Here is a 26,358-nt window from a genome sequence, read left to right as displayed (position 1 = left end):
CGTTCATGCGCGCCCTGGCCCTGCTGCTGTTGTTCCTCGGTCTTTCCCTTCCCGTCTTCTCCCTTCCCGCTGCCGCCGCCCCGCCGCCCGCCTCTCCGGAGGAGCGGGAGGTCGCGGCGGTCTTCGAGAGCGCCCGCTCCGCCCTGGCGCAGAAGCGCGGCGCGGCGGTCGTCCCGCTGCTGTCCCGCGCCTCGGTCGACAAGCTGGAGCAGGTGCGCGGCGTCGCCCGCAGCGGCAACGACGCCGGCCTCGCCAAGCTGGAGCCGGCGGAGAAGTTCGCCGCCATGGGCCTGCGCCGCTACGTCAGCCCGGCGGATCTGCGCCGCATGTCGCTCGGCGAGCTGGCCGACCACGGCATGAAGAACGGCTGGCTCGGCCCCAACGTCATCGGCAGCAGCGGGCTCGGCCCGGTGCGGGTGCGCGGCGACCGCGCCTCGGCCATCCTGATGGTCGACAACCGCCCGGCCCTGGTGCCCGCCGACTTCGTGCGCGAGGGCGGGGCGTGGAAGATCGACCTGACCGGCGTCTTCAGCTTCGGCAGCCAGATGCTGAAGGGCTTCGCCGCCATGTCGGGCAAGAGCGACGAGGCCTATATCGAGGACATGCTGCAGAAGCTGCCGGCCAAGCCGGCGCTGATGCACCGCTGACCGGCCGGATGAGCGCGGCTGTGCTAGCGCGGGCGGGCGGTGGATGACGCGTTCCGCGTTACACCTCCTGCGACGGGGTGGGCCGTTGCGCGGAATCCAGGGATTGCGTTAGAGTCGCGCCACACGCACGACGCGTTGGTGCCCTTCATGACCGCTCCGGATGGCTATCCCTTCGCCGCGCTGACCGAAGCGGACGCCGGGTTCTTCCCGTCGGCCAGGAGCGTCGGCGCTCCGCCCGCCATCCCCTACCGGGTTCCCTGCGCCCCCGCCTTCGCGACTGCCGTCGCGCGTCTGGCCACCCGGCGCGGCACCGACCTGTCCGCGCTCGCCGCCGCCGCGCTGTTGCTGGCGCCCGAGCGGATGCCCGACCCGGGGGCGCCGCAAGATGATGCGGAGCGGGCGGTGCTGGACTTGCGGCTGCCGCCCGGCCACGGCGACGCGGCGATTCGCCGGGCGCTGGCGGCGGCGCTGGCGCTGGCCGAACCCGGCTGCCGGCTGATGCCCGCCGAGGAGGCGGGGCGGCTGGAAGGCGCGGTGGAAACCCTGACCTACCGCAACAAGGCGTTGGCCCACGCGCTGGAGCGGGTGTCCTTCCGCCCGCTGGACGGCAAGCTGACGCAGGTGCGCGACGCCGCGCAGATGTTCGGCTTCGTCAACGAATGGTGCTTCGACGAGGACCGGGTGGTGAAGCGCTTCCGCGAGCTGGCCCCGGTCTATCACCCGGACACCGGGGTGGTCGCCTGCCGCGACCGCATGGCCCAGCTGATCGACGCGCGCAACCTGCTGATCAACCACGTCCGCACGGCCTACCGCTCCGGCCCCTGGACGCAGCGGCGTCCCTGAAGACGACGGCTCTGAGGCGGACTCTGTTTGAAGCCGGGATCAGGTCCCGGTCATCTCCTCGATCCCGATGGCGTCGGTCAGGCTGGTCCCGTCCAGAACCGTGCCGTCGAGGTCCGCGCCGGTCAGATCGGTGCCGGTCAGGTCGGCCTCGCTCAGATTGGCGCCGCGCAGGTCCGCCCCGGCGAGGTTGGCGCCGGACAGATTGACCTTGCGCAGGTCGGCGTCCTTCAGAATGGCCATGCCCATGCGGGCGCGCTGCAGGTTGGCCCGCCAGACGTGGCTGCTGGACCCCTGGATGTGCACGGGGCCGAGCTGCGCCTCGGTCAGGTTGGCGCCGGTCAGGGTCGCCCGCTCGAAATTGACGCCGCGCAGGTCGGCCTTGGTGAAGTTGACCTTGCGCAGGTCCGACAGCGACAGGTCGGCGATGGCGAGCGAGGTGCCCATCATCGAGGCGCCGCGCAGCGTGATGCACTGCAGGATGCCGGCCGACAGGTTGATGCCGTCGAGGGTGCGCCCCGACAGGTCGATGGAGGAGAGGTCGGCGCGCTTGCCGTCCTTGCCGCCGCTGTCGATCCAGGAGAGGTGCAGGGTCAGGATGTTGCGCAGGTCGTCGTCCGGATTCTCCAGAACCTTCGCCATCACCGCGGCGGACAGGTTGGGGGAGCGGAGCTGGGCCGCGTCGAGGATGGCGCCGATCAGGTTGGCGTTGGTGAAGTTGGCGCGCCCGATGGCGCAGTTGGTCATCACCGCGCCGGACAGCCGGGCGCCGGACAGGTTGGCCTCCGACAGGTCGGCGTCGGTCAGGTCGCAGCCCGTCAGGTTGGAGTTCGTCAGGTTCGCGCGCATGAACTTGGTGCCGCGCAGGATCGCGTCGGTCAGGTCGGTCTGCATGACGAAGGCGTTCGCCACCTTGGCCCGCGACAGGTCGGCGCCGCGGATGACCGCCGCCGTCAGCTCCGAGGTCAGGACCGAGTCCTCGAAGTTGTGCGCCATCATCTCGCCCGACGGGGTGTAGTGCAGCAGCGTGCCGTCGCGCAGGTCCACCTCGACCAGCATGGCTTCCGACAGAACGGCGCCGCGCAGGCAGGCGCCGCGCAGGTCGGCGCGGCGCAGGTCGGCCTTCTCCAGGTTGGCCAGCCGCAGGTCGGCGGCGTAGAGGTTCGCGTTGGTCAGGTTGGCCCGGGTCAGCCGGGCGCTGAACAGCTTCGCCCCGGACAGGTCGGCGTCGGACAGGTCGATGCCGGACAGGTCCAGATGCGACAGGTCGCGCATCTTCAGATTCGCGCGCACGCCGCCCGGCTGACTTTTCCGGAAAGCCTGATGGCGGAGCAGGATCGTGTTCAGCTGACTCTGCGTCAGCTTCGTGCGCGGCGTGTTCGTTCCGAAGCCTTGCGCGGGGGGCATCAGGGAAATCCCGGGTTGGAGTCGCGACACACTCTAAAGGGGAGCCGCGAAGAAAAAGTTAACAATCGGTAACGCTTTATTCAAGTACGCCTCGAATGCGTTCTATCGCGGGCGCTTTCCCTGGGCCGCAAAGCCCCTTGTTGTGTATGGAAATAGTGACCTTTTGCGCGCCGTTGCGCAAGAGGCTCCGCTTGGGCAGGGCGTTTCTGCATGGTTGACTCCGCACCCCGCGATGCGTATGGTCCGCCGACCTGCATCCGTCGAGCCATCGACCGGGTACCATCGGCCTGCGTGCCGGGGACCTCCGCCAGTCCGCGAGTTTCGCGCACTGGCTCGTTTGTGCTTGAGCCGATCGCGTTCGAGCGGATGGAGACCGAAACTGAGGACCGCTGACCCATGTTCGATGGCCTGACCGGACGCCTGGGCGACATCTTCGACAAGCTGCGCCGCCGCGGCGCGCTGAGCGAGGAGGACGTCAACGCCGCGCTGCGCGAGGTGCGCGTGGCGCTGCTGGAGGCCGACGTCGCCCTGCCGGTGGTCAAGCAGTTCGTCAACCAGGTCAAGGAACGCGCGATCGGCCAGGAGGTCCTGCGCTCGATCACCCCCGGCCAGCAGGTCATCAAGATCGTCCACGACAACCTCGTGGAGATGCTGGGGCAGGGCGAGGAGATCAACCTCAACGCCGCCGCCCCCGTGCCGATCCTGATGGTCGGCCTGCAGGGCTCGGGCAAGACCACCAGCACCGCCAAGATCGCGCTGCGCCTGAAGAACCGGGACCGCAAGAAGGTCCTGATGGCCTCGCTGGACGTGCGCCGTCCTGCGGCCCAGGAGCAGCTGAAGGTCCTCGGTGAGCAGACCGGCGTCGCCACGCTGCCGATCGTTCCCGGCCAGGACCCCGTCGCCATCGCCCGCCGCGCCATCGAGACCGGCCGGCGCGAAGGCTACGACGTGGTCATGCTCGACACCGCCGGCCGCCTGTCCATCGACGAGGAGCTGATGGCCGAGGTGGCGGCCGTGCGCGACGCGACCAAGCCGGCGGAGACGCTGCTGGTCGCCGACGCCATGACCGGCCAGGACGCGGTGACGGTCGCCACCAACTTCAACGACAAGGTCGGCATCACCGGCATCCTGCTGACCCGTGTGGACGGCGACGCCCGCGGCGGTGCCGCCCTGTCGATGCGGCAGATCACCGGCAAGCCGATCAAGCTGCTGGGCATGGGCGAGAAGATCGACGCCCTGGAGGCCTTCCACCCCGACCGCATCGCCGGCCGCATCCTCGGCATGGGCGACGTCGTGTCGCTGGTCGAGAAGGCCGCCGAGACCATCGACAAGGAAGAGGCCGAGAAGCTCGCCCGCAAGATGGAGAAGGGCCAGGGCTTCGACCTCGACGACATGGCCTCCCAGCTCAAACAGCTGCGCAAGATGGGCGGCATGTCCGGCCTGATGGGCATGCTGCCGGGCATCGGCAAGATCAAGAACCAGCTCAAGGACGCGAACATCGACGACGGGGTGATCAAGCGCCAGGAGGCGATCATCTCCTCGATGACGAAGAAGGAGCGCAAGCACCCCGAGCTCATCAAGGCGTCGCGCCGCAAGCGCATCGCCGCCGGCTCCGGCACCAGCGTGCAGGAGGTGAACAAGCTGCTCAAGCAGTACGACACCATGCGCGGCATGATGAAGCAGGTGCAGAAGCTGGGGCAGAAGGGGCTGATGCGCCACGGGCTGCAGAGCCTCCTGCCGAAGAATTTCCGGGGACCGAACTGATCCCCGGCGACCGCAACGCGCGATGAGCGCGATCACCTTCAACCGCACACCAAGCGACTACACCAAGGAAGCGACTGTCCCATGTCCCTGAAGATCCGTCTGGCCCGTGGCGGCGCCAAGAAGCGCCCGTTCTACTCGATCGTCGTCGCCGACGCCCGCAGCCCGCGTGACGGCCGCTTCATCGAGAAGATCGGCACCTACAACCCGATGCTGCCGCGCGAGCACGAGCAGCGCATCGTCCTGGACGCCGAGCGCGCCAAGCATTGGCTGTCGGTCGGCGGCCAGCCGACGGACCGCGTCGCCCTGTTCCTGGCGAACGCCGGCCTGATCGCCAAGCCGGAAATCCGCGAGACCCCGAAGAAGTCCGCCCCGAAGGCCAAGGCGCAGGAGCGTCTGAAGGCCGAGGCCGCCGCCAAGGCCGCCGCCGAGGGCTGATAGGGATCGGCGTGTTTGCCCCCCTCCCTCCCGCTTTGCGGGTCCCTCCCTCGCCGAAGGCGGGGGAGGGGTAGGGAGGGGGCAAGTGACGCCCCGCAACGCACACGCTCAAGCCATGTCCACAAAAGTCTGCGTCGGCCAGTTCGCCGGGGCGCACGGTGTGCGCGGTCTCGTGAAGGTGAAAAGCTTCACCGAGGACGCGCCGGCCGTGGCGTCCTACGGCCCCCTCTCGGACGAGCGGGGCGCCCGGCGCTTCGCGCTGACGCTTCAGGGCACCATGAAGGACCTGTTCCTGGTCCGCGTCGATGGCATCGCCACGCGCGAACAGGCGCAGGAGCTGACCGGCGTCCGGCTTTACGTGGACCGTTCCGCCTTGCCCGAGACGGAGGACGAGGACGAGTTCTACCACGCCGACCTGATCGGGCTGCGTGCGGAACTCGCCGACGGCACCGTCTGGGGCACGGTGAAGGCGCTGTATGACTTCGGAGCCGGTGACGTGCTGGAGATCCGCACGGAATCGGGGCCGCTGGAGATGCTGCCCTTCACCCGCGCCTGCGTTCCGGTGGTCGATGTGAAGGGAGGCCGCGTCGTGGTCGATCTTCCCGCGGTCATCGAAGCGCGCGAAGGCGAGGCGGAAAAGGACGGAGAGGACGCGCCGGAGGGCGCGGATGTCGCTGAAGACGACGTTGAAAACAAGGGAACCCGCCCGTGAATCACGGCGCTTCCGGTTCTCTTGTCTGGACGGCCAAGGTTCTGACGCTGTTCCCGGAGATGTTTCCGGGTCCGCTGGGGCTCAGCCTCGCGGGAAAGGCGCTGGAAAATGGAGTCTGGGCGTTGGAATCAGTGGACATTCGCTCGTTCGCGCGCGATAAACACCGCTCCGTCGACGACACCCCCTTCGGCGGAGGGGCCGGCATGGTCATGCGGCCCGACGTGCTGGACGCGGCTCTGACCGCGACGGCGGGTCCTCCGGGCACTCCTGGACGCGGACGGGCGATCTACCTGTCGCCTCGCGGACGGGTGCTCGACCAGGAGCTGGTCAAGGAGCTGGCGGCCACCCCGGTGGTCACCCTGCTTTGCGGCCGGTACGAAGGGGTGGATGAGCGGGTGCTGGACGCGCACGGCCTTGAGGAGGTCAGCCTCGGGGATTTCGTGCTGTCCGGCGGCGAGACCGCCGCCCTGTGCCTGATCGACGCCGTGGTGCGCTTGCTCCCCGGTGTCATGGGCAATGTGGAGACGGCGGGCGAGGAAAGTTTCGAACGGGGGTTGCTCGAATACCCCCACTACACCCGGCCCGCGGTCTGGACCGACGGGCAGGGTGTGGAACGGTCGGTTCCGGACATCCTGTTGTCCGGCCACCACGAGAAGGTTCGCGCCTGGCGGCTCGCCGAGGCGGAGCGGATCACCCAGGCCCGGCGACCGGACCTGTGGGACCGCTACGAGGCGGGCAGGAAGGCCGAGGGTCAGATTGGGAAACGGGGTCGCCGGCGCGGCCCGAAACCAGAGTGACGGTCCGCCGCGAGGCGCACCGATGGAAAGGGGTAGTGTCATGAACCTGTTGCAGCAGCTCGAGCAGGAGCAGATCGAGAAGGCCCTCGGCGGCAAGACCATTCCTGAGTTCTCGCCGGGCGACACCGTCCGCGTGAACGTGAAGGTGGTCGAGGGCACGCGCGAGCGTGTCCAGGCTTACGAGGGCGTCGTGATCGCCCGCCGGAACGCCGGCGTGAACTCGTCCTTCACCGTCCGCAAGATCAGCTACGGCGAGGGTGTGGAGCGCGTGTTCCCGCTCTACTCCCCGCGTCTGGAGTCGATCGAGCTGGTCCGCAAGGGCGCCGTCCGCCGCGCCAAGCTGTACTATCTGCGCGACCGTCGCGGCAAGTCGGCCCGTATCGCCGAGCGCACCACCGGCCGCGGCATGAACAGCACGAAGGCCGCCGCGGAGTAATCCGGCGCCCTTTCGTTCGGTACGCCTGAGCCAGCACCCGCCCGGAGCGATCCGGGCGGGTGTTTGGCGTTGGGGAAGCTGGGAGGGGGCGATTCAACCACCCTCGAACGTCACCCCCTACCGTGCCCGCATCGTCGTCAGGATCCCCGCGCCGATCAGCGCCACCGCGATCAGCACGCCGGCGGTCAGCGGCTCGCCCATGAAGACCGCGCTCAGCAGCAGGGCGGTGACGGGGACGAGGCAGATGATCTGCCCGGCCTGGGCCGCCGGCATCGCGGTCAGCGACTTCGCCCACCACCAGAAGCACAGCCCCGTCGCGCTCACCCAGTTGAAGGCCAGGACGGTGCCCAGCGCGGGCGTCCAGTGGATCGGCCGGGCGTGCTCCGCCGCCAGGGCCAGCGGCGCGGTCGCCACGGCGCTGACGGCGATCTGCCAGAAGGTCTGGGTCCAGAAGGGCGTGCGCCAGCCGCCGCGGCGTCGGCGGTAGAGGGTGGCGCCCAGCGCCCAGCTCAGCGCGCAGGCCAGCAGCAGGCCGTTGCCCAGAAGCACCGCCGGATCGCTCCAGTCCATCAGCGCCGGGTTGAAGAAGACGAGGACGCCGGCGAAGGTCAGCAGCGCGCCGATCACCCGCCCGCGCGTGAAGCGCTCCCCGGCCAGCAGGACGCCGAGCGGCAGCGCCCACATCTGCATGGTGTAGGCCAGCACCGCGGCCCGCCCCGGCGGTACGACCCGCAGCGCGATGGAACTGAGGTCCAGCATGCCGGCGATCTGCAGCAGCCCGACCAGGGCCAGCGGCCAGCGCTCCCCCGGCGGCGGCAGGAGGGGGAAGCGCAGCACCCGCGACAGCAGGGCCAGCACCGCCGCCGCCCCGGCGAAACGGAGAAAGCAGAAGGTCAGCGGCCCGATGTCGGACAGGGCCAGCTTCATCAGGGGCCAGTTGGCGCCCCAGAACAGAACGATTCCCGCAAGCTGCGCGTAGACCACGGCGCCTGGCCCGCCGACGGGTCCCTGGCCGGCCGCGGCGCGTGGCATGGCCTGATCCGCCATGAGTCCTCCCAACCCCGAATTTTGCCGCATCCTACGGCGCGGGTGGGGGCGGGAGGTCTGCGTTCCCGGTGCGGCAGCCCCGCGAGGGGGCGGCGTTACGGCGTGCCGCCGGTGGAGAAGCCGGTGAGGACCTGGATGCCGAACCAGCCGCCGATGGCGAACAGCACCAGAAGGACCATGGTGGTGGCGATGGCGATGTTGGTCTGGCGGATGCGCCGGCAGTTCGGGCAGCCGGGCAGGTTGGCGGGATACGGCCGTTCGCAGCGCTCACAGCGGACAGTGGGGTCCGTCACGGGATGACCCTTCATCGAATGGGGCAAAGGAGATCGGTGGGCGGACGCTACCATAAGCAGCGCCCCGCCCGCCAGCCGATGGGCGGGGCGAAGGAGCGGCGATTTTTCGCTGCGGGATGCGGGGTGTTTTCCACAGGCTCGGCCTTGTCCTGGTTGAAAGAGACGGCTATTGTGCGGCCCTCTTACCGCACGCTTCGTTCGTCCGGTCTGTGGTTTGCGAGAGAGAATTGCCGCGAGAGAGAGTTGCTATGTCCAAGCCGCGCACCCTGTTCGACAAGATTTGGGACAGCCACGTCGTCCACCGTCAGGACGACGGCACCTGCATCCTCTACATCGACCGCCATCTGGTCCATGAGGTGACCAGCCCGCAGGCGTTCGAGGGGCTGCGGCTTGCCGGCCGTCCGGTGCGCCGTCCGGAAGCGACCCTCGCCGTTCCCGACCACAACGTGCCGACCACCGACCGCTCCAAGGGCATCACCGAGGAGGAGAGCCGCATCCAGGTCGAGACGCTGGACAAGAACGCGCGCGACTTCGGCGTCCGCTACTTCCCGATGGACGACGTCCGCCAGGGCATCGTGCACATCGTCGGTCCGGAGCAGGGCTTCACGCTGCCCGGCGCCACCATCGTCTGCGGCGACAGCCACACGGCGACGCACGGCGCCTTCGGCGCGCTCGCCTTCGGCATCGGCACGTCCGAGGTGGAGCATGTGCTGGCCACCCAGACCCTGCTGCAGAAGCCGGCCAAGAACATGCTGGTCCGCGTCGACGGCGAGCTGCCGGCGGGCGTGACCGCCAAGGATATCGTGCTGGCGATCATCGGCAAGATCGGCACCGCCGGCGGCACCGGCCACGTCATCGAGTTCGCCGGCGACGCCATCCGCGGCCTGTCGATGGAAGGCCGCATGACCGTCTGCAACATGGCCATCGAGGGCGGCGCCCGCGCCGGCCTGATCGCCCCGGACGAGAAGACCTTCGAGTATGTGAAGGGCCGCGCCCTGGCCCCGAAGGCCGGCGCCTGGGAGCAGGCGGTGGAGTACTGGAAGACCCTGCCGTCGGACGAGGGCGCGGTCTACGACACCACCGTCGTTCTGAACGCCGCCGACATCATCCCGCAGGTCACCTGGGGCACCAGCCCGGAGGACGTGCTCCCGATCACCGCGACCGTGCCGAACCCGGCGGACGTGGCCGACGCCGGCAAGCGCGCCGCCGTCGAGCGCTCGCTGGCCTACATGGGCCTGGAGCCCGGCCAGAAGCTGACCGACGTGAAGGTGGACACCGTCTTCATCGGCTCCTGCACCAACGGCCGCATCGAGGATCTGCGCGCCGCCGCGGTGATCGCCCAGGGCCGCAAGGTCGCCGAGGGCGTGCGCGCCCTGGTCGTCCCGGGCTCGGGCCTCGTCAAGGAGCAGGCGGAGGAAGAGGGTCTGGACAAGATCTTCACCGAGGCCGGTTTCGAGTGGCGTGAGCCGGGCTGTTCCATGTGCCTCGCCATGAACGCCGACCGCCTGTCGCCGGGCGAGCGCAGCGCCTCGACCTCCAACCGCAACTTCGAGGGCCGCCAGGGCCGCGGCGGGCGCACCCACTTGCTCAGCCCGGCCATGGCCGCCGCGGCGGCGGTGACCGGGCACCTGACCGACGTGCGCAGCCTCTAAGCGCTCGCGGTCCGCTGTGACGCCCGAAGCGGGGATGGCCTTCCAGCCGTCCCCGCTTCGTCGTTTTTAGGGGCATCCTCCGCTGTCGCGCGCCGAACGCCTCATCGATCTGATCCAGTGCCTGCGGCGCCACCGCCGGCCGGTCAGCGGGCACGTCCTCGCCGACGAACTCGGCGTCAGCCTGCGCACGATCTACCGCGACATCGCCACCCTCCAGGCGCAGGGCGCCCGCATCGACGGCGAGCCGGGCGTCGGCTATCTCCTCCAGCCCGGCTTCCTGCTGCCGCCGCTGATGTTCGCGGAGGAGGAGATCGAGGCGCTCGCCCTCGGCATCCGCTGGGTGGCCGACCGGGCGGACGGCGCGCTGGGGGCGGCGGCGCAGAACGCGCTCGCCAAGATCGCGGCGGTGCTGCCGCCGGACCTCCGCGACCGCATGGACGCCTCGGCGCTGCTCGTCGGGCCGGGGGAACCGATCGTCGGGGACGGCGTCGACCTCGCCGTGGTCCGGCGGGCCATCCGCGGCGAGCGCAAGCTGTCCATCGCCTACCGCGACCGCGACGGGGCCGCCACCGAACGCATCGTCTGGCCCTTCGCGCTCGGCTTCTTCGACCGGCTGCGCGTCATGGTCGCGTGGTGCGAACTGCGCGGGGCGATCCGCCATTTCCGCGCCGACCGCATCGTCTCCGTGACGGCGCTGGAGGCCCGCTACCCGCGGCGGCGGCAGGCGCTGCTCAAGGAGTGGCGCGAGGCCGAGGGCATCCCGGCGCGGTGAGCGTCGCCGCGCACGACTGCTGACAGAAACTGTCAGTGTGTTGCCCTAGCTTGGTCTTCACCGGACGGGATCGCCCGAGCCGGAGACCAGCGAGGACACCAGCCCATGTTCAGCGCCAACATCATCCTCCTCTATGTGGACAGCCCGACCGCAAGCGCCGCCTTCTATGCCGACCTGACCGGCAAGCCGCCGGTCGAGGCGTCGCCGACCTTCGCCATGTTCGCCCTGGACTCCGGCGTCATGCTGGGGCTGTGGTCGCGCCACACGGTGCAGCCGCCGGCCTCCACGGGACCGCTCGGCGGCAGCGGCGAGATCGGTTTCCGGGTGGCCGGCGCCGAGGCGGTGCAGGCCCTTCACGACGACTGGGTGCGGCGCGGCCTGACCATCGCCCAGCCTCCGACCGCCATGGATTTCGGACACACCTTCGTCGCGCTGGACCCGGACGGTCACCGCCTGCGCGTCTTCGCCCCGACGGAAGCGTGAGGTCCGCCATGGATCAGGCCACCACCAGCCGCAGCTGGATCGCCGTCGCCTCCGCCGAGCATGTCCGGCGGGGGCGGGCGGAGGGCTTCATGCAGGTCTGCCACGGCAAGGCGGCGCCGCTGCGCCGCATCCGTCCGGGGGACCGCGTCGCCTACTATTCGCCGACCGAGCGCTTCCAGGGGAAGGACCGCCTGCAATCCTTCACCGCCGTGGGGATCGTGCGGGACGGCACGCCTTACCCGTTCGACATGGGCGGAGGCTTCGTTCCCTTTCGCCGCGACGTGCGGTGGTTGGGCGGGCGGGAGACGCCGATCCTGCCCCTGCTCGACCGGCTGGACTTCTCCGCCGGGGTGCGGAACTGGGGCTATCCGTTGCGCTTCGGGCTGTTCACGGTCACCGACCGCGACCTGAACACCATCGCCGCGGCCATGGGGGCGGCTCTCCCCTGACCGGCCTGCGGTGCGGGGGCTCAGTCCCCCCGCCCGCGGCGGCGCCCCATCAGCCCGTCCGGGCGGTAGATCAGGAAGAGGGTGAGCAGGCCGAAGGCCACGATGTCCTTGTAGGCGATGGCGAAATAGGCCGACCAGAAGGTCTCGACCAGCCCCAGCAGCGCGCCCCCCAGCATGGCGCCGGGGACCGACCCGATGCCGCCGACCACCGCGGCGGCCAGCGCCTTGAAGCCGATCAGATAGCCCGTGTAGAAATTGACCCCGCCATAGTAGAGCGCGATCACCGCCCCCGCCGCCGCGGCCAGCGCGCCGCCCACGGCGAAGGTGGTGGCGACGGTGCGGTCGACATCCACCCCGACCAGTTCCGCCGCCCCGACGTCGTCGGCGCAGGCGCGGTGGGCGCGGCCGTAGGCGGTGCGTTGCATGATCGCCCAGAGCAGGGCGTAGAGCCCGCCGGTCATCAACAGGATCACCGCCTGCGAGGTCAGGGCGGTGACGGTGAAGGCGCCGTCGCTGAGCAGCTCGTGCCGGTCGGCCAGGAAGGGGGCGGGCCACCAGTCGCGGGCGCCGTGCAGGAGCCGCATCCCCTCCTGGTAGGCGATGGACAGGCCCACCGCGGCGATCAGCGGCGTGTGGTTGCGGGCGCGGCGCAGGCGGCGGAACACCAGCCGGTCCATCGTCCAGCCCTGGACCGCGGTGAAGGCCATCACCGTGGCGAAGACGCCCAGCACCGCCAGCGGCATCCCGCCCAGCCCGGCCATGCCCAGCGCCGCCGCCCCCATGGCGGTCAGCATGGCGCCGATCATCGTCAGCTCGCCCATGGCGAGGTTGATCTGCCCGAGGATGCCGTAGACCAGCGTGTAGCCCAGCGCCAGCAGCCCGTAGACGCAGGCCACCGTGGCGGCGTTGATGACCTGCTGCAGGAAGAACAGCAACGGCGCCCAGTCCGTTTGCGGTCCCCGTTCCGCTCCGCTCGTCTCCGGCGGCAAACCGAGGCGGGAGGCGGGCAGGCCGGCCCAGATGCGCAGCATGGTGAATTGCATGGGCCGCAGCCGCCCCATGCGGTCGGTCGCCACCATCACCAGCTCGTGCCGGCGCGAATCGAAGAAGCGGCCGCCGAAGCGGCAGGCGATCCAGTGGGGTCCGGTGTCCGTGCGGTAGGTCAGGCGCAGCGCCGGCTCGTCGCCGCCCAGCGCTTCCGTGCCCAGGATGGTGACGGGTCCGGAGTCGAAGGCGGGGATCAGCTTGCCGCACAGCGCGGCCTGATCGCCGTCCACGCCGCAGCCGGTCAGCAGCAGCGCGACGATCAGCAGAAGGAAGGGTGGGAACAGGCGTGGCGGACGGCGGTGCACGGCGACGGAAATCCGGCCGGTTGTGCTTCGCCTGAGAGTCTATCGGCAATTGGCGACGAGCGCCAGACGCCGCCTTATGGGCGTCAGTAGCGGGCGTTGACGAAATACAGCCCATCCGGCGGGGCGGTCGGCCCGGCGGCGGAGCGGTTGCGGGCCTCCAGCGCGCGGCGCAGGTCGTCGGCGCTCCACTTGCCGGCCCCGACCAGCTCCAGAGTGCCCACCATGTTGCGCACCTGATGGTGCAGGAAGGAACGGGCGGCAGCGTGCACCCGGACCTCGTCGCCGACCCGCTCGACGGCCAGCCGCTCCAGCGTCTTGACCGGGGAGTTGGCCTGGCAGAGCGCGGCGCGGAAGCTGGTGAAATCGTGCCGGCCGACCAGGACCTGCGCGGCGGCGTGCATCGCCTCGGCGTCCAGCGGGCGCATGACGTGCCAGGCGCGGCCTGTCTCCAGGGCGAGCGGGGCGCGGCGGTTGACGATGCGGAAGACGTAGCTGCGCCCCAGGCAGGTCATGCGGGCGTGGAACTCCTCCGGCACCGCCTCGGCCAGCAGGACGGCCACGGGGGCGGGCCTCAGGTGGAAGTTCAGCGCGTCGCGCAGCTTCAGCCCGGTGAAGGGCTTCTCCAGGTCGAAATGGCAGACCTGACCCAGCGCGTGCACCCCGGCGTCCGTCCGCCCGGAGGTGTGGACGCGCACGGTCTCGCCGGACAGGCGCTCGATGGCTTCCTCCAGCGTCTGCTGGACGGAGGGGCCGTTGTCCTGCCGCTGCCAGCCGACGAAGGGCCGGCCGTCATATTCGAGGGTCAGTTTCCAGCGCTGCATGCGGCGTCGCCGAGACGGGTGCCGACGGGCAGAGTGAAGCCGCGCAGCAGGGCGGCGCCGTCCACCGGGGCCTTGCCGGGCCGCTGCACCAGAGTGAGGCGCACGGCGCCGTCGGCGCAGGCGATGGTCAGCCGGTCGTCGAGCAGCGTGCCGGGCGCCGCCTTGCGGGCGTCTGGTGCCAATTCGGCCTTCAGCACCTTGATGCGCTCCACCCCGCCGGTCGGCGTCGGGGCGTCGAACCAGCAGCCGGGCCAGGGGGTAAGGGCGCGGACCTGCCGCTCCACGAAGGCGGCATCACGCGTCCAGTCGAGCCGGCCATCCTCGCGCGTCAGCTTGGCGGCGTAGGTCACGCCCGCCTCGGGCTGCGGCTCGCCGGTCAGGCGGCCGGCGGCGAGGCCGTCGAGCGCCTCGACGATCAGCCGGGCGCCCATGTCGGCCAGCGCGTCGTGCAGGCTGCTGGCGGTGGTCTCCGCGGTGATCGGCACCGCGTCCTTCAGCAGCATGGCCCCGGTGTCGAGCCCGATGTCCATCTGCATGATGGTGATGCCGGTCTCGGCGTCGCCGGCCAGGATCGAGCGCTGGATCGGGGCCGCCCCGCGCCAGCGCGGCAGCAGGGAGCCGTGCACGTTCAGGCAGCCCAGCCGCGGCGCGTCGAGGATCGGCTGCGGCAGGATCAGCCCATAGGCGGCGACCACCGCGGCGTCGGCCTTCAGCTCGGCGAACTCCGCCTGGGCCTCGGCGTTGCGCAGCGACTTGGGCGTGCGCACGGGGATGCCGCGCTCCTCGGCGAAGCGGTGGACCGGGGATTTCTGGACCTGCTGCCCGCGCCCGGCGGGGCGGGGCGGCTGGCTGTAGACGCAGACCACCTCGTGCCCGGCATCGGCCAGGGCGCGCAGGCTGGGCACGGCGAAGTCCGGCGTGCCCATGAAAACGAGGCGGAGCGGCGTCATGAAGAGTCGTCCAACGTCAGAAAGTTAGGCGCGCTGCATCTTCTGGACTTTGCGCAGGATCATGTTGCGCTTCAGCATCGACAGGTAGTCGACGAACAGCACGCCGTTCAGATGGTCGATCTCGTGCTGGATGCAGGTGGCCAGCATGCCGTCGGCCTCGATCTCGCGCGTCTCGTTGGTCTCGTCCAAATAGCGGACGCGGACCGACGAGGGGCGGGTGACTTCGGCGTACTGGTCGGGCACCGACAGGCAGCCCTCCTCGCACACCGATGTCTCGTCCGACTTCCAGACGATTTCCGGGTTGGCGAGGCGGATGGGGTTCGGCTTCTCATCCTTGTCGTGCACGTCCACGACGATCACGCGCTCCAGGACGCCGATCTGCGGCGCGGCGAGGCCGATGCCCTTCGCGGCGTACATGGTCTCGACCATGTCGTCCATCAGCTTGGCGATGCGGGCGTCGACCTTTTCGACGGGCTTCGCCTTCTGCTTCAGGACGGGGTGCGGGGCGACGAGGATATCGAGAACGGCCATGGGAACTCAGCAACGGTGCGTGGAGGTGCGACAATCCGTCAAAATATGAGGGGCGGGCCACGAGGTCAAGGAAGGCGCAAGGCACAACCCGCGGCGACCCGCCGATCCTGTCATGACGGCCCAGCCATGCTGGCCTCGTCTCAGAGGGGCGAGCGGGTGATCGACTTGATGGGGCCGCGCGGATTGCCGGACATCTCGGCGATCTTGCGGTCCTGCTCCTCGATGAAGCCGCGGGCCGGCTCGTCGCCGTCCAGCCCGCCGACCAGCGTGCCGGGGACCTTGCGGTTGGAGGTGCGGGCGCCGTCTTCGTACAGCACGTCGAACAGCACGAAGGCGCTGTCCACCGGCTGCTTCTTCTTGGTCTTGGCCATGGGGGGAAACTCCGAACGTCAGGGGGGTGCTTGTAGAGGAAAAGCGTGCAACGGAAAAGGGCACCGGTTTCCCGGTGCCCCCTCCGATGCCGTGCCGTGAGACGTGGCTCAGACGGCCTTCAGGTTCTCCGCCGAGGTCTTGCCGCGCTTCGGATCGCGCTGCTCCTCGTAGGACACCTTCTGGCCTTCATTCAGGCTGCGCAGGCCCGCACGCTCGACCGCGGAGATGTGGACGAAGACGTCCGCGCCGCCGTTGTCCGGCTGAATGAAGCCATAACCCTTGGTGCTGTTGAACCACTTGACGGTACCGACGGGCATGATTGCTCTCCGTTTCGTATGAAAGGCGCCGCATCGGCCGGTGCGGCGCATCAGACTGTGTCCAGGCATAGCGACGATCTGGGCACCCGAAGGCGTAGCAGGCCGGCAGTCCGAAGCAGAATGACAGGAGGGAAATTGGGACCGCTCCCGTCCTTTGCAAGGCGAAACAAGACGGGCAAATCTTGGTTGCAGGCTTCGGCCCTACGCCCTGGCTGCCGCTCGCAGGTCCGCGGCTCTCAATTCCGTTGCCCTCAATTCCGCTGCCCGGGGCTCGGCCGCGCGAAGCTCCGGCGCCTGGAGCGGGCGCGGGGCGTGGTCCAGCGGTTCCAGCAGGGGAATCTCCTCGGCGCTGTCCGGGGTGGCGTGGAGGTCGCGGAAGCGGCGGGCGGTGACCAGGACGCGGGATTCCAGGCTGCCGACCGCCCCGTTGTAGCTGCCCACGGCCTTTTCGAGCTGCCCGCCCAGCCGCTCCATATGGCCGCCCAGGTCGTGCAGGCGCTTGTACAGCTCGGCGCCCAAGGCGCTGATCTCGCGGGCGCTGTCGGTCAGCCGTTCCTGGCGCCAGCCGTAGGCGACGGCGCGCAGCAGCGCGATCAGCGTCGTCGGGGTGGCGAGGATCACCCGGTGGTCGATGCCGGCCTCGATCAGCGCCGGGTCGTGCTCCAGCGCCGCGGAGAAGAAGTTCTCGCCGGGCAGGAACAGCACGACGAATTCCGGGGAATCCGCGAACTGGTCCCAATAGGCCTTGGTGCCGAGCTGCTTCATATGCTCGCGCACATGGCGGGCGTGGCGCGACAACCCGTCGCGGCGGGCGCCGTCGTCGGCCGCCTGCACGCCGTCGAGATAGCCCTCCAGCGGCGTCTTGGCGTCCACCACGATGGTCTTGCCGCCGGGCAGCTTGACGACGAGGTCGGGGCGCAGCCGCCCGCCGGCAGCCTCCACGCTCATCTGCTCCGCGAAGTCGCAATGGTCCAGCATCCCGGCCATCTCGCAGACCCGGCGGAGCTGGATCTCGCCCCAGCGCCCGCGCGCCACCGGGCTGCGCAGGGCGCGGACGAGGTTGCCGGTCTCCGCGCGGAGCTGGGACTGGGTTTCCACCAGCGACAGCACCTGCTGCTTCAGCCCCTCGTAGGCGCCGGCGCGGCTGCGCTCCATCTCCTGGATCTGGCCGTCCATGCGCTCCAGCGACTGGCGCACCGGGGCGACGATGTCGGCGATGGCGGTCTGCCGCTTCTCCAGGTCGCCGCGCGCCTGCTCCTGGAAGGTCGTCAGGGTTTCCTTGGCGAGGTCGAGGAAGCTCTGGTTGTTGGAGCGCAGGGCCTCCGCCGACAGGGCCTTGAAGCTGTCGGACAGGGTGGCCTGCGCGCGCTCCAGAAGGGCCAGCTTCTCCGCCGCCGACGCGCGCTCGCGGGCCAGCGTGGTGGACAGCTCCGCCTGCCGCTCGCGGGCGGCGGACAGCTCGCCGGTCAGCCGGGTGATCTGGTGGTCGCGGGCCTCGACCTCCTCGCGCAGGTCGCCCTCGATTCGCTCGGCGACGTCGAGCCGGGTGACCAGTTCGGCGTGGATGGCGGCGGCCTCCGCCTCGGCGCGTGCGGCGTAGAGGCGCACGATCATGCCGGCGAGGATCGCCCCGAGAAGGGCGCCGGCGAGGCCGCCGAGAAGCACCGACTGTGCGTCGAACGCGAACTGCATGAAATTCCCCAAAGAACGCTGCAAATCCCGAGACCACAAGCGAGACCACAGGCGAGACCATAGGCGAGATCTCAGGCGAGACTACAGGAACGAATCAGGAAAGAGAACGGGCAATGAACAAAGAAGAACCCCTCCGCGGCTCCGTTCCGCCTGCGGCACGGGTGGCGATGCGGGCTTGCCCGCCGTCCCCGTCTGCGCCATATCCGACGGATGCCCGACGATCCGTCCTCCCCCGGCCCCCATAAGGGCCCCCGCGTCCGCACCATCCCGCCCGGCGAGGACCGCGAGCGGCTGACCTGTCCGGACTGCGGCTACATCGCCTACCAGAACCCGCTGATCGTCGTCGGGTCGGTGGCGACGTGGGAGGACCGCATCCTGCTGTGCCGCCGCGCCATCGAACTGCGCAAGGGCTACTGGACGCTGCCCGCCGGCTTCATGGAGGAGCGGGAAAGCACCATGGAGGGTGCCGCGCGCGAGGCGTGGGAGGAGGCGCGGGCCAAAATCGCCATCGACTCGCTGCTGGCCGTCTACGACATCCCGCGCATCAGCCAGGTGCAACTGATCTTCCGCGCCCGCCTGCTGTCGCCGGACGTGTCCGCCGGGCCGGAAAGCCAGGAGGTCGGTCTGTTCCGCTGGGAGGAGATCCCCTGGGACGATCTGGCCTTCCCGACCGTTCAGTGGGCCTTGCGCGAGCACCGGTCGCGTCTCGGCCGCCAGGACTTCGCCCCGGCGGTGAACCCCACGCCGGACGTGCTGGCGCAGTGGGAGCGGATGCTCTAAAGCGAACTTCCGTTCGCTTTAGACTCACATCGCCTCACTTGCCGGCGGGCTTCGGCCGCATGTGCGGCCGGGACCGCCGTCGCGATCCAAAGCGGATTGCAATCCGCTTTAGCCCCCGATCACTCCACCCCGCTATTCCACCACGGGCGATGCGGGGAACTTCGCCACCAGCTCCGCCGTGCCCTGTTCGCGCTTCACGGTCAGCGGCAGCCATGTGCCGGGGGCCTGCCGCTGCACCACCGCCGTCAGGTCGGAGGCCTCGCGCACCGGGGCCCCGGCCGCCGCGACCACGAGGTCGCCCGCCGCCAGGCCGGCGGCGGCGGCGACGCTGCCCTCAGTGACGGAGCGCACGCGCACCCCCTCGCTCCCCGGCTCCAGCATCACGCCCAGCCGGGGGCGCGGCGTCTCGGCCGGCGCCTCGCTCTCGCCCAGCCCATAGACCGCGTCGGCGATCCGCCCGTCCAACTCGGTGCAGGGGCGGTCCTCGTCCCAGGGCAGCAGGACGACGCTGTTCCGGACGCCCAGGTCGGCCAGCTGGTGGGGGACGCCGTCGCGCCCTTCGATGTGCCCCTGGCCCAGGATGGCGACGACGGTGCGGCCGGTCCGGCGGTGGGTCTCGGCGATCCGCTCCGCCATCGCGCGGTCCCAGACCGATTGCGCCTCGACGAATCGCTCGAAGCTGCCGGAGCGGCGCTCGGACGGGCCGTGGGCGGCCATCACCTGGCGCAGCCGCTCGGTGTAGGAGGCGGGGGGAGGGGCCGGGTCGCCGACGCCTTCGCGCTCGCCGGCGGGGACGGCGGCCCAGCCATCGCGCGCGGTGCGGCTGACCAGCCCGCGGTCGACGTTCAGCGCGATCACCGGCAGCCGGTTCATCCGGGCGAAATGCAGGATCGGCAGGTAGAAGCGCGCGTCGAACCCCCAGACCTTGGCCCAGTTGGTGTCGCGCAGCAGTTCCGCCTCGGTCAGTTGCCCGGCGCTCCAGCGGTCGAGGACCGGCTGGACGCTGCGCGGGAACATCTCCATGCCGACCGCCAGATCGGGGTTCAGCGCGTGCAGCGCCGCCAGGCTGTGAAGCTGCCAGCGGTGGTGGTCGGCGTTGTCGTGCCGCTCCCCCAGCAGCACGGCGGGCGACGCCGCGGCGCGGCGCAGCAGGTCGGCGGCGTTCAGCGGGCGCGCGGCGGCGTCGGACCAGCCGCCGGGCGGCACGCAGGCATTGGTCGGGGCGGCGGCCTGCGCCGCAGCCTTGTCGCCCAGACCGGCCAACAGGCCGCCGGAGAGGAGAAGGACAGCCATCAAACGGGGGAGCACGTCGGCGGCCCTCCTGGACACGTGAAACGGTTGGACGCAGGCTGAAGGTTGGGCGGTGGAGGGCGCCCGTCAACGGTGCATGGTCCGACCGGCAACGGCCGCGCTGGCGCGGTGCGGCGAAGCGGGGTATCCTTGGACATCATGCCGCACCGTAAAACCGTCATTCTGACCGGCGCGAGCCGGGGCATCGGCCACGCCACCGTGCAGCGCTTCAGCGCCGAGGGCTGGCGGGTCATTTCCTGTTCCCGCGAGGAGGTGCCGGACCATTGCCGGCGCGATCCGAACTGGACCCACCACATCCCGACGGACCTGTCCGATCCGGACAGCCGCGCCCGCTTCCTGGAGGAGGCCAACCGCGCGCTGGACGGGGCGCCGCTGCACGCGTTGATCAACAACGCCGGCATCTCGCCCAAGACGCCGATCAAGGAGCGTCTCGGCTGCCTGAACGGGGCCATCGAAGGCTGGCACCGGGTGTTCGAGCTGAACTTCTTCGCCCCGCTGGTGCTGGCCCGCGGTTTCGCGGCGCCGCTGTCGCGGGCGAAGGGGGCGATCGTCAACGTGACCTCGATCGCCGGCCATTCGGTGCACCCCTTCGCGGGGTCGGCCTATTCGACGTCCAAGGCGGCGCTGTCCGGCCTGACCCGCGAGATGGCCGTGGAGTTCGCCGAGATCGGCGTGCGCGTCAACGCCGTGGCGCCGGGCGAGATCGAGACCGCCATGACCGGCCCCGAATACGACGTGTTGATCCCGCGCATCCCGCTGAAGCGCATGGGCACGCCGGAGGACGTGGCGGCGGTGATCTTCTACCTGTGCGGCCCCGACTCGGGCTACGTCACCGGGACGGAAATGTTCATCACCGGCGGGCAGCATCTGTATTGATGCGGGTGGTTGCCCGTTGCGGGTGATGGGCTTGGATCACAAGATTCACACGGATTTCACGGATCTTTTCACGGATTTTTCTTTCATGCTCGCCCAGCAATGGCTTTTCGAGACGCTTCTGCTGAGCAAGATCAAAGAAAAATCCGTGTAATCCGTGCTTCAAATCCGCGAAATCCGTGAAGTCCTTTTGCCCGCAAGACTCCTGAACCTCAGCCGAGGTTGTGCTTCGCCACCACCGCCGCGAAGTCGTCGCCGAAATGCTCGCCGACGCGGATGACCGAGACGCCGTGCGGGATTTCCTTGAGCGCCGGGTTGTCGAGGCTCATCGAGGTGAGCAGCGCCATCGGTACGTTGTGCGTGACGCTCATCGCGCGCAGGCCGCGGATCAGGTCCAGGCCGGACAGGCCGTCCATCACCATCGACGCGATCAGCATGTCGGGCGGGACCCGCACGGCGAGGCTGATCGACTCGATGGGGTCGCTGACCGTCATGGTGCGGAAGCCGCAGGCCGCCAGTTCGCTGCCCAGCTTCTTGGCGACGACCTTGGACGGGGTGACCAGCATGATCTCGACGTTGCTGATCTGGATGTCGGTGATCTCGAACTGGTAGCGCACCGGCAGGGCGCGGATGATCCGGTTCGTTTCGGCAACCTGCGGCTGCTCGGCGCGGTCCACCAGCTCGGCGATCCGGTCCACGAAGACCTGCGCGTCGTTCCGTTCGCGGGCCTCCAGCCGCTTCAGCCCGGACAGATACTCTTCCAGGCGGTGCGCGACGAGGCTGATGGTGGGATAGCCGAAGCTGGTGCCCATGCCCTTGAAATTGTGGGCTTCCAGGCGGAGGACGCCGATGACCGAGGTTTCCTCCCGCGTGCCCTTGGCCACGCCTTCCAACGCGGCGTTCATCACCTCCAACCGGTCGCGGGCGTCGTCCATGAATTCGACGCGCAGGCGGTCTTCAAGATCGTCGGGCGACAGGTTGGAAGCCATGGTGGGGGTCCTGACTATGCTTTCGGGTTAGGCAGTATGGCCCCGAAAACTACACCAGAACCCTAACGCGAAACAAATACCCGCATGAAAGGCGGCTAAAACGCCGCGCCGGTCACAACCGCGACAGGAGATTGTTGAACCAGGTCAGCCGTTCTTCGGCCTGGGCGATGTCGTGCTCCAGCCATTCGGCGAAATGGCCGTCGGTCCCCGCACTCGCCCGCTTCAGGTCGCCCAGGCGGGCCAGCTCCGTCTCGCACAGGGAGGCGAGGTGGTCGATCTGGTCGCGCTGCGACTCGACATCCAGAAGGTGCAGGAAGCGCAGCTTCAGCGCGATGACCAGCTTGTTCAGCCCGTCCGCCGACGGGGCGCGGACGTTGGCGCGCATCAACGTGTCGAACTCCGCCCGTCCGGCCTCGGTCGCACCGAGCAGGGCGTTGTCCTCCATGCCGGTGCCATCCAGCGCCTCGATCAGCCCCTCGTAGCGCAGCATCTCCAGCGAGGTGCCCATGAGGTCGAGCGACGGGCCGACGATGCGGTCGAGGAAATGGCGGAGCGCGCCGGCCAGTTCGGCATAACGCTGCGGCCCGTTCTGGATCAGCGTGCCCAGGACGGCGAGGCGCACGGCCTCCTTCGGCATCAGCGAGTTGTCACGGTACATGGCGAACCCCCGGGCGGTAGCGGTGGCGGTGGCGGTGACGGTTGCGGACCGAACGTTGCGAAACGTTCTCAGCAACGTCTAAAGGTAAGGCGCTCCGGCCGACAAGTCCAGAGCGCCGATGCCATCATCGCAGGGAGATCACCGAATCCCCTCCTGCGCGCGGGCGGGGCGCGCAGGAGGGGGGGCCGGGGCTTTACGCCGCCAGACGCAGGTCCAGACGGCTCCACACGTCGAGCAGGGCGTCGACGAGGCGCGCCATCTCGGCGTCGCTGTGCAGCGGGGTGGGGGTGAAGCGCAGGCGCTCCGCGCCGCGCGGCACGGTCGGATAGTTGATCGGCTGGACGTAGATGTCGTGCCGTTCCATCAGCTCGTCCGACGCGCGCTTGCAGCGGTGGGCGTCGCCGACCATCACCGGGACGATGTGGCTGGCCGACGGCATCACCGGCAGGCCGGCCTCGGCCATCAGGCGCTTCAGGGTCGCCGCGCGCTCCTGGTGCTGGTCGCGCTCCGTCTGGCTGGTCTTCAGGTAGCGGATGCTGGCCAGGGCCCCGGCGGCCAGGACCGGCGACAGGGAGGTGGAGAAGATGAAGCCGGCGGCGAAGCTGCGGATGCAGTCGACCAGCGCGGTGGAGCCGGTGATGTAGCCCCCCTGCACGCCGAAGGCCTTGCCCAGCGTGCCCTCGATGATGGTCAGCCGCTCCATGGCGCCGTCGCGCTCGGCCACGCCGCCGCCGCGCGGGCCGTACATGCCGACCGCGTGCACCTCGTCCAGATAGGTCATGGCGCCGTGCTTGTCGGCGACGTCGCACAGGTCATGGATCGGGGCGACGTCGCCGTCCATGGAATAGACGCTCTCGAAGGCCACGACCTTCGGGCGGTCCGGGGCGATCTGCGACAGCAGCTCGTCCAGGTGCTTGGGGTCGTTGTGGCGGAAGATGTGCTTCTCGGCGCCGCTGTTGCGGATGCCGGTGATCATCGAATTGTGGTTCAGCGCGTCCGACAGGATCACGCAGTTCGGCAGCAGCTTGCCCAGCGTCCCCAGCGTCGCGTCGTTGGACACGTAGCCGGAGGTGAACAGCAGCGCCGCCTCCTTCTGGTGAAGGTCGGCCAGTTCGCGCTCAAGCAGCACATGGTAGATGTTGGTGCCGGAGATGTTGCGCGTGCCGCCGGCGCCGGCGCCCACGCCGTCGATGGCGTCGTGCATCGCCTTCAGGACGACCGGGTTCTGACCCATGCCCAGATAGTCGTTGGAGCACCAGACGGTGACTTCCCGTTCCTTCCCGGCGGCGTCGCGGAAGGTGGCTTTCGGAAAGTTCCCCGCGTGCCGTTCGAGGTTGGCGAAGACCCGGTAGCGGCCATCCTGCTTCAGGCTGGCGATCTGGGTGCGGAAAAAGCTCTCGTAATCCATCGCGCGTTCCGTTCGCGTTCATCCGAAGGGGCGGGTGCCATCCGGGCGGACCAGCCACCGGGCCTAGCACGTTAGGAAGATGGCATGATCGTCGCCGCGTTGCCACCCGGCATTGACCGATGTCAAAAGGCCTGCCCCGCGCGGCACCAATTCTCGCCGATCCGGCGCCGCGGAACCATTCGACCTATGGACGATCCCTCGCGCCGGAGGCTTCATGCCCGGCGCCGTCGCGCCATTGCCGTGATCGGGAAACACCCTTTCGTCCCGGCGTTTCATTGATGATCGCAAGTGATTATGAATGTTTGCGAGGTATAACGGACAGCAAATTCCGCCGTGTCTCCTGTCCGATTGCGCCGACTACCTTTGGAGTGATCTTTTACGAACAAGGTCGTATGGACGAAAACAGGGAGGAGGTGAGACCATTCATTCAAGGTGTTGATGAGGAGTATTGCAGGATGAATGCCGTTGTGACGTTCGACAGCGCGCGTGGCCGGCGAATGTCTGGCCCGGAGATGGGCCACGGTGCCATCGGCGCCGGCGCGAGCAAGATCATCCCCTTCCGCTCGGCCTCCTCCACGGCGGCTCCCTTGGTGGCTCCCTCGGTGGTTTCCCCGGCGCCGTCCGTGCCGCGGCGCCCCGCCGTGCCGCCTTCCGCCCGCGCCGCGGAGGGGCCGCCGGAGCCCGCGCCGCCGACGGTGCGTCTGGCGCGTCTGATCTTCATGGCCAGCGTGGGCGGCTACATGGCCGTGCACGAGGACACGCTGATGCAGCTGGATGGGCGGATGGTCTGGCCGACCGCCGATGCGCTGATCCGCGACGCGGCGGCGGCGGGGGTCCCGGTCTCGTCGCACGTCATCAACACCGCCCGTTCCTGATGCCTGCCATCGCCTGATGCCTGCCGTCGAATGAAAAGGGCCGCCCACGCCGGATGGCGGGGCGGCCCTTCGTCGTCACGGCGCCGGCCGTTACCCGCGCAGCACGGGGATCGCGGCGTCCAGAGCCGTGGTCAGGCGGTCGAACATCAGGTTGATGTCCTCCTCGCCGATGACCAGCGGCGGGCAAACCGCCACGCTGTCGCCCATGGCGCGGATGATCAGGCCGTTCTCCTGGCTCAGCCCGTTCACCACGGCGCCGGCCCGGCCCACCGGATCGAACGGGGTCTTGGTCTCCTTGTCGGCGACCAGCTCGAGGGCGCCGATCAGCCCGACGCCGCGCGCCTCGCCGACCAGCGGATGGTCGGCCAGGGCCTTCAGCCGGCGCTGGAACAGTGGGGCGACGGCGCGGACATGGCCGACCAGATCCCGCTCCTCGTAGATCTTCAGCGTCTCGATGGCGACCGCCGCCGCCACCGGATGGGCGGAGTAGGTGTAGCCGTGGCCGAAGGTGCCGATCTTCTTGCTCTCCTCGACGCAGGCCCGGTAGACCGCGTCCGACACCATCACGGCGGAGATCGGCAGATAGCCGGAGGACAGCTGCTTGGCGCAGGTCAGGATGTCCGGCTGCATGCCCATGGTCTGGCTGCCCCAGAAATTCCCGGTGCGCCCGAAGCCGCAGATCACCTCGTCGGCGACCAGGAGGATGTCGTACTTCTTCAGGATCGGCTGGATCTTCGCGAAGTAGGTCGCGGGCGGGACGATGACGCCGCCGGCGCCCATCACCGGCTCCGCGAACATGGCGGCGATGGTGTCCGGCCCCTCGGCCAGGATCAGCGCCTCCAGGCTTTCCGCCAGACGGGTCGCGAAATCCTCCTCGCTCTCGCCCGGCTCGGCGAAGCGGTAGTGGTGCGGACAGTCGGTGTGCTGGATGCGCGCGATCGGCAGGTCGAAATCGCGGTGGTTGTTCACGAGGCCGGTCAGGCTGGCCGTCGCCACGGTGACGCCGTGATAGGCCTTCACGCGCGACAGGATCTTCTTCTTCTCCGGGCGGCCCAGCGCGTTGTTGTAGTACCAGACCAGCTTGACGGCCGTGTCGTTCGCCTCCGACCCGGAGTTGGCGAAGAACACCTTGGACATCGGCACCGGGGCCAGCTTGATCAGCCGCTCGGCCAGATCGATGCCCGGCTCGTGGCTCTTGTGGCCGAAGACGTGGTAGGTCGGCAGCTTGCGCATCTGCCGGGTGGCGGCCTCGACGAGGCGCTCCTCACCCCAGCCCAGCGACACGCACCACAGGCTGGCCAGACCCTCGATGTATTCCTTGCCGCTGTCGTCGAAGACGCGGACGCCCTCGCCGCGCTCGATGATCAGCGGGCCCTGGGTCTCGTGCGCGTGCAGGTTGGTGTAGGGGTGGAGGAAATACGCCTTGTCGCGGCTGGCGGCGGAGTTTCCAACCCCAAAACTTTCAGTCGCCGCGACGCCCTGTTCGGTCATGATCTCTATCCCTGTGTTCGCTGCCGGAGTCGGTCGTTGCCGATGCTGGTTCGCCGCTGTTGAAAATGTTAAACGGCGCTCCCGATCATAGGCATGGTTGGCCCTCCTGACAAAGCCGGAGAATCAGGGGGTGGGGCGGGCATTCCCGTCCTGCATGGCATCCAGGCCCATGGCGCAAGCGCCGGAGTTTCGGACAAGAAGAGG

The 26,358-nt window shown here is 69.4% G+C and carries 30 protein-coding genes and 1 pseudogene; 15 read left to right on the top strand and 16 right to left on the bottom strand.

Translation table 11 applies throughout. The features are described 5' to 3' along the window. Positions 1-5 precede the first annotated feature (5 nt). A complete protein-coding gene (locus D3869_RS05900) occupies positions 6-647 on the top strand; it encodes a hypothetical protein (RefSeq protein ID WP_137139302.1) in 642 nt (213 codons plus the stop codon). Between the two features lie 147 nt (positions 648-794). Further along, positions 795-1,490: a hypothetical protein gene (locus D3869_RS05895; RefSeq protein ID WP_137139301.1), complete on the top strand. Its 696-nt coding sequence runs from the start codon at positions 795-797 to the stop codon at positions 1,488-1,490. 39 nt (positions 1,491-1,529) lie between these two features. Here the strand turns inward: D3869_RS05895 and D3869_RS05890 are convergent, their stop codons facing one another. Continuing rightward, positions 1,530-2,894, bottom strand: a complete 1,365-nt coding sequence (locus D3869_RS05890; protein WP_137139300.1) for a pentapeptide repeat-containing protein — start codon at positions 2,892-2,894, stop codon at positions 1,530-1,532. 396 nt (positions 2,895-3,290) lie between these two features. Here D3869_RS05890 and ffh point away from each other — a divergent pair, with 396 nt between their 5' ends. The 5 genes from ffh to rplS all read left to right on the top strand — a co-directional run bounded on the left by ffh (position 3,291) and on the right by rplS (position 7,038). Then, positions 3,291-4,658, top strand: coding sequence for a signal recognition particle protein (gene ffh, locus D3869_RS05885; protein WP_038526052.1), 1,368 nt, complete (start codon positions 3,291-3,293; stop codon positions 4,656-4,658). A gap of 81 nt (positions 4,659-4,739) precedes the next feature. After that, the gene (gene rpsP, locus D3869_RS05880; protein ID WP_014239325.1) at positions 4,740-5,093 is read left to right on the top strand and encodes a 30S ribosomal protein S16; all 354 of its coding nucleotides are present in this window, start codon (positions 4,740-4,742) and stop codon (positions 5,091-5,093) included. Positions 5,094-5,208: 115 nt separating this feature from the next. Next, on the top strand, positions 5,209-5,805 hold the full coding sequence (rimM, locus tag D3869_RS05875) for a ribosome maturation factor RimM (protein WP_137103527.1): 597 nt from the start codon (positions 5,209-5,211) through the stop codon (positions 5,803-5,805). Beyond that, positions 5,802-6,602 (top strand): tRNA (guanosine(37)-N1)-methyltransferase TrmD, encoded by an 801-nt coding sequence (gene trmD, locus D3869_RS05870; protein ID WP_119509113.1) that lies wholly within the window; start codon positions 5,802-5,804, stop codon positions 6,600-6,602. The genes rimM and trmD overlap by 4 nt, the downstream gene beginning before the upstream one ends. A 40-nt stretch (positions 6,603-6,642) precedes the next feature. Then, complete coding sequence (gene rplS, locus D3869_RS05865; protein ID WP_137139299.1) at positions 6,643-7,038, top strand: 50S ribosomal protein L19; 396 nt, start codon at positions 6,643-6,645, stop codon at positions 7,036-7,038. A 117-nt stretch (positions 7,039-7,155) separates the two neighbouring features. On the opposite strand, the gene D3869_RS05860 is transcribed toward rplS, so the two are convergent. Then, positions 7,156-8,070: a DMT family transporter gene (locus D3869_RS05860; RefSeq protein WP_175426403.1), complete on the bottom strand. Its 915-nt coding sequence runs from the start codon at positions 8,068-8,070 to the stop codon at positions 7,156-7,158. A gap of 110 nt (positions 8,071-8,180) precedes the next feature. Continuing rightward, entirely contained in the window at positions 8,181-8,378 is a 198-nt protein-coding gene (locus tag D3869_RS05855; RefSeq protein ID WP_137139297.1) for a hypothetical protein, read from the bottom strand. A 248-nt stretch (positions 8,379-8,626) separates the two neighbouring features. Here D3869_RS05855 and leuC point away from each other — a divergent pair, with 248 nt between their 5' ends. The 5 genes and pseudogenes from leuC (at position 8,627) to D3869_RS05835 (ending at position 11,734) form a co-directional block, all read left to right on the top strand. Next, a complete protein-coding gene (gene leuC, locus D3869_RS05850; RefSeq protein WP_137139296.1) occupies positions 8,627-10,030 on the top strand; it encodes a 3-isopropylmalate dehydratase large subunit in 1,404 nt (467 codons plus the stop codon). Positions 10,031-10,112: 82 nt separating this feature from the next. Continuing rightward, positions 10,113-10,277, top strand: a pseudogene (locus D3869_RS34395) (helix-turn-helix transcriptional regulator); the annotation flags it as partial. A gap of 45 nt (positions 10,278-10,322) precedes the next feature. Next, positions 10,323-10,802, top strand: coding sequence for a helix-turn-helix transcriptional regulator (locus D3869_RS05845; protein WP_247895738.1), 480 nt, complete (start codon positions 10,323-10,325; stop codon positions 10,800-10,802). A 105-nt stretch (positions 10,803-10,907) separates the two neighbouring features. Further along, positions 10,908-11,285, top strand: coding sequence for a VOC family protein (locus D3869_RS05840; protein ID WP_137139294.1), 378 nt, complete (start codon positions 10,908-10,910; stop codon positions 11,283-11,285). An 8-nt stretch (positions 11,286-11,293) separates the two neighbouring features. Continuing rightward, positions 11,294-11,734, top strand: coding sequence for an EVE domain-containing protein (locus D3869_RS05835; RefSeq protein WP_137139293.1), 441 nt, complete (start codon positions 11,294-11,296; stop codon positions 11,732-11,734). Positions 11,735-11,754: 20 nt separating this feature from the next. On the opposite strand, the gene D3869_RS05830 is transcribed toward D3869_RS05835, so the two are convergent. The 7 genes from D3869_RS05830 to rmuC all read right to left on the bottom strand — a co-directional run bounded on the left by D3869_RS05830 (position 11,755) and on the right by rmuC (position 17,769). Then, a complete protein-coding gene (locus tag D3869_RS05830; protein ID WP_137139292.1) occupies positions 11,755-13,086 on the bottom strand; it encodes a branched-chain amino acid ABC transporter permease in 1,332 nt (443 codons plus the stop codon). An 83-nt stretch (positions 13,087-13,169) separates the two neighbouring features. Next, entirely contained in the window at positions 13,170-13,907 is a 738-nt protein-coding gene (gene truA, locus D3869_RS05825) for a tRNA pseudouridine(38-40) synthase TruA (protein ID WP_137103521.1), read from the bottom strand. Then, positions 13,889-14,857, bottom strand: coding sequence for a methionyl-tRNA formyltransferase (gene fmt / locus D3869_RS05820; protein ID WP_137139291.1), 969 nt, complete (start codon positions 14,855-14,857; stop codon positions 13,889-13,891). The genes truA and fmt overlap by 19 nt, the downstream gene beginning before the upstream one ends. A gap of 24 nt (positions 14,858-14,881) precedes the next feature. Then, positions 14,882-15,388: a peptide deformylase gene (gene def / locus D3869_RS05815; RefSeq protein WP_137139290.1), complete on the bottom strand. Its 507-nt coding sequence runs from the start codon at positions 15,386-15,388 to the stop codon at positions 14,882-14,884. 140 nt (positions 15,389-15,528) lie between these two features. Next, complete coding sequence (locus tag D3869_RS05810) at positions 15,529-15,759, bottom strand: hypothetical protein (RefSeq protein ID WP_014239339.1); 231 nt, start codon at positions 15,757-15,759, stop codon at positions 15,529-15,531. 108 nt (positions 15,760-15,867) lie between these two features. Continuing rightward, positions 15,868-16,077, bottom strand: a complete 210-nt coding sequence (locus D3869_RS05805) for a cold-shock protein (RefSeq protein ID WP_014239340.1) — start codon at positions 16,075-16,077, stop codon at positions 15,868-15,870. A gap of 201 nt (positions 16,078-16,278) precedes the next feature. Continuing rightward, positions 16,279-17,769 carry a DNA recombination protein RmuC gene (gene rmuC / locus D3869_RS05800; protein WP_137139289.1) on the bottom strand — a complete coding sequence of 497 codons (1,491 nt, stop codon included), beginning with the start codon at positions 17,767-17,769 and terminating at the stop codon, positions 16,279-16,281. Between the two features lie 210 nt (positions 17,770-17,979). Between rmuC and D3869_RS05795 the strand changes: the two genes are divergently transcribed. After that, a complete protein-coding gene (locus tag D3869_RS05795) occupies positions 17,980-18,549 on the top strand; it encodes an NUDIX hydrolase (RefSeq protein WP_137139288.1) in 570 nt (189 codons plus the stop codon). Between the two features lie 132 nt (positions 18,550-18,681). Here D3869_RS05795 and D3869_RS05790 read toward each other — a convergent pair whose 3' ends face one another. Further along, complete coding sequence (locus tag D3869_RS05790; protein ID WP_137139287.1) at positions 18,682-19,857, bottom strand: ChaN family lipoprotein; 1,176 nt, start codon at positions 19,855-19,857, stop codon at positions 18,682-18,684. 141 nt (positions 19,858-19,998) lie between these two features. On the opposite strand from D3869_RS05790, the gene D3869_RS05785 reads away from it, so the two are divergent. Next, positions 19,999-20,736 carry an SDR family NAD(P)-dependent oxidoreductase gene (locus D3869_RS05785; RefSeq protein ID WP_014239345.1) on the top strand — a complete coding sequence of 246 codons (738 nt, stop codon included), beginning with the start codon at positions 19,999-20,001 and terminating at the stop codon, positions 20,734-20,736. On the opposite strand, the gene D3869_RS05780 is transcribed toward D3869_RS05785, so the two are convergent. The 4 genes from D3869_RS05780 to hemA all read right to left on the bottom strand — a co-directional run bounded on the left by D3869_RS05780 (position 20,711) and on the right by hemA (position 23,788). Beyond that, entirely contained in the window at positions 20,711-20,899 is a 189-nt protein-coding gene (locus D3869_RS05780) for a hypothetical protein (RefSeq protein WP_137139286.1), read from the bottom strand. The two genes, D3869_RS05785 and D3869_RS05780, sit on opposite strands and share 26 nt — an antisense overlap. 46 nt (positions 20,900-20,945) lie before the next feature. Beyond that, positions 20,946-21,722: a response regulator gene (locus D3869_RS05775; RefSeq protein WP_137139285.1), complete on the bottom strand. Its 777-nt coding sequence runs from the start codon at positions 21,720-21,722 to the stop codon at positions 20,946-20,948. Between the two features lie 112 nt (positions 21,723-21,834). Then, a complete protein-coding gene (locus D3869_RS05770) occupies positions 21,835-22,380 on the bottom strand; it encodes a hypothetical protein (RefSeq protein WP_137139284.1) in 546 nt (181 codons plus the stop codon). A 193-nt stretch (positions 22,381-22,573) separates the two neighbouring features. After that, on the bottom strand, positions 22,574-23,788 hold the full coding sequence (hemA, locus tag D3869_RS05765; protein ID WP_137139283.1) for a 5-aminolevulinate synthase: 1,215 nt from the start codon (positions 23,786-23,788) through the stop codon (positions 22,574-22,576). 497 nt (positions 23,789-24,285) lie between these two features. Here hemA and D3869_RS05760 point away from each other — a divergent pair, with 497 nt between their 5' ends. Next, positions 24,286-24,663 (top strand): hypothetical protein, encoded by a 378-nt coding sequence (locus D3869_RS05760; protein ID WP_175426402.1) that lies wholly within the window; start codon positions 24,286-24,288, stop codon positions 24,661-24,663. A 90-nt stretch (positions 24,664-24,753) separates the two neighbouring features. On the opposite strand, the gene D3869_RS05755 is transcribed toward D3869_RS05760, so the two are convergent. Next, positions 24,754-26,154, bottom strand: a complete 1,401-nt coding sequence (locus tag D3869_RS05755; protein ID WP_137139281.1) for an aspartate aminotransferase family protein — start codon at positions 26,152-26,154, stop codon at positions 24,754-24,756. Between the last annotated feature and the right edge of the window lie 204 nt (positions 26,155-26,358).

It is taken from the genome of Azospirillum brasilense (assembly GCF_005222205.1).
GTDB lineage: Bacteria > Pseudomonadota > Alphaproteobacteria > Azospirillales > Azospirillaceae > Azospirillum > Azospirillum brasilense_G.
Note: the sequence above shows the minus strand (reverse complement) of the source record. Positions and strands in the feature narration are given on the sequence as shown.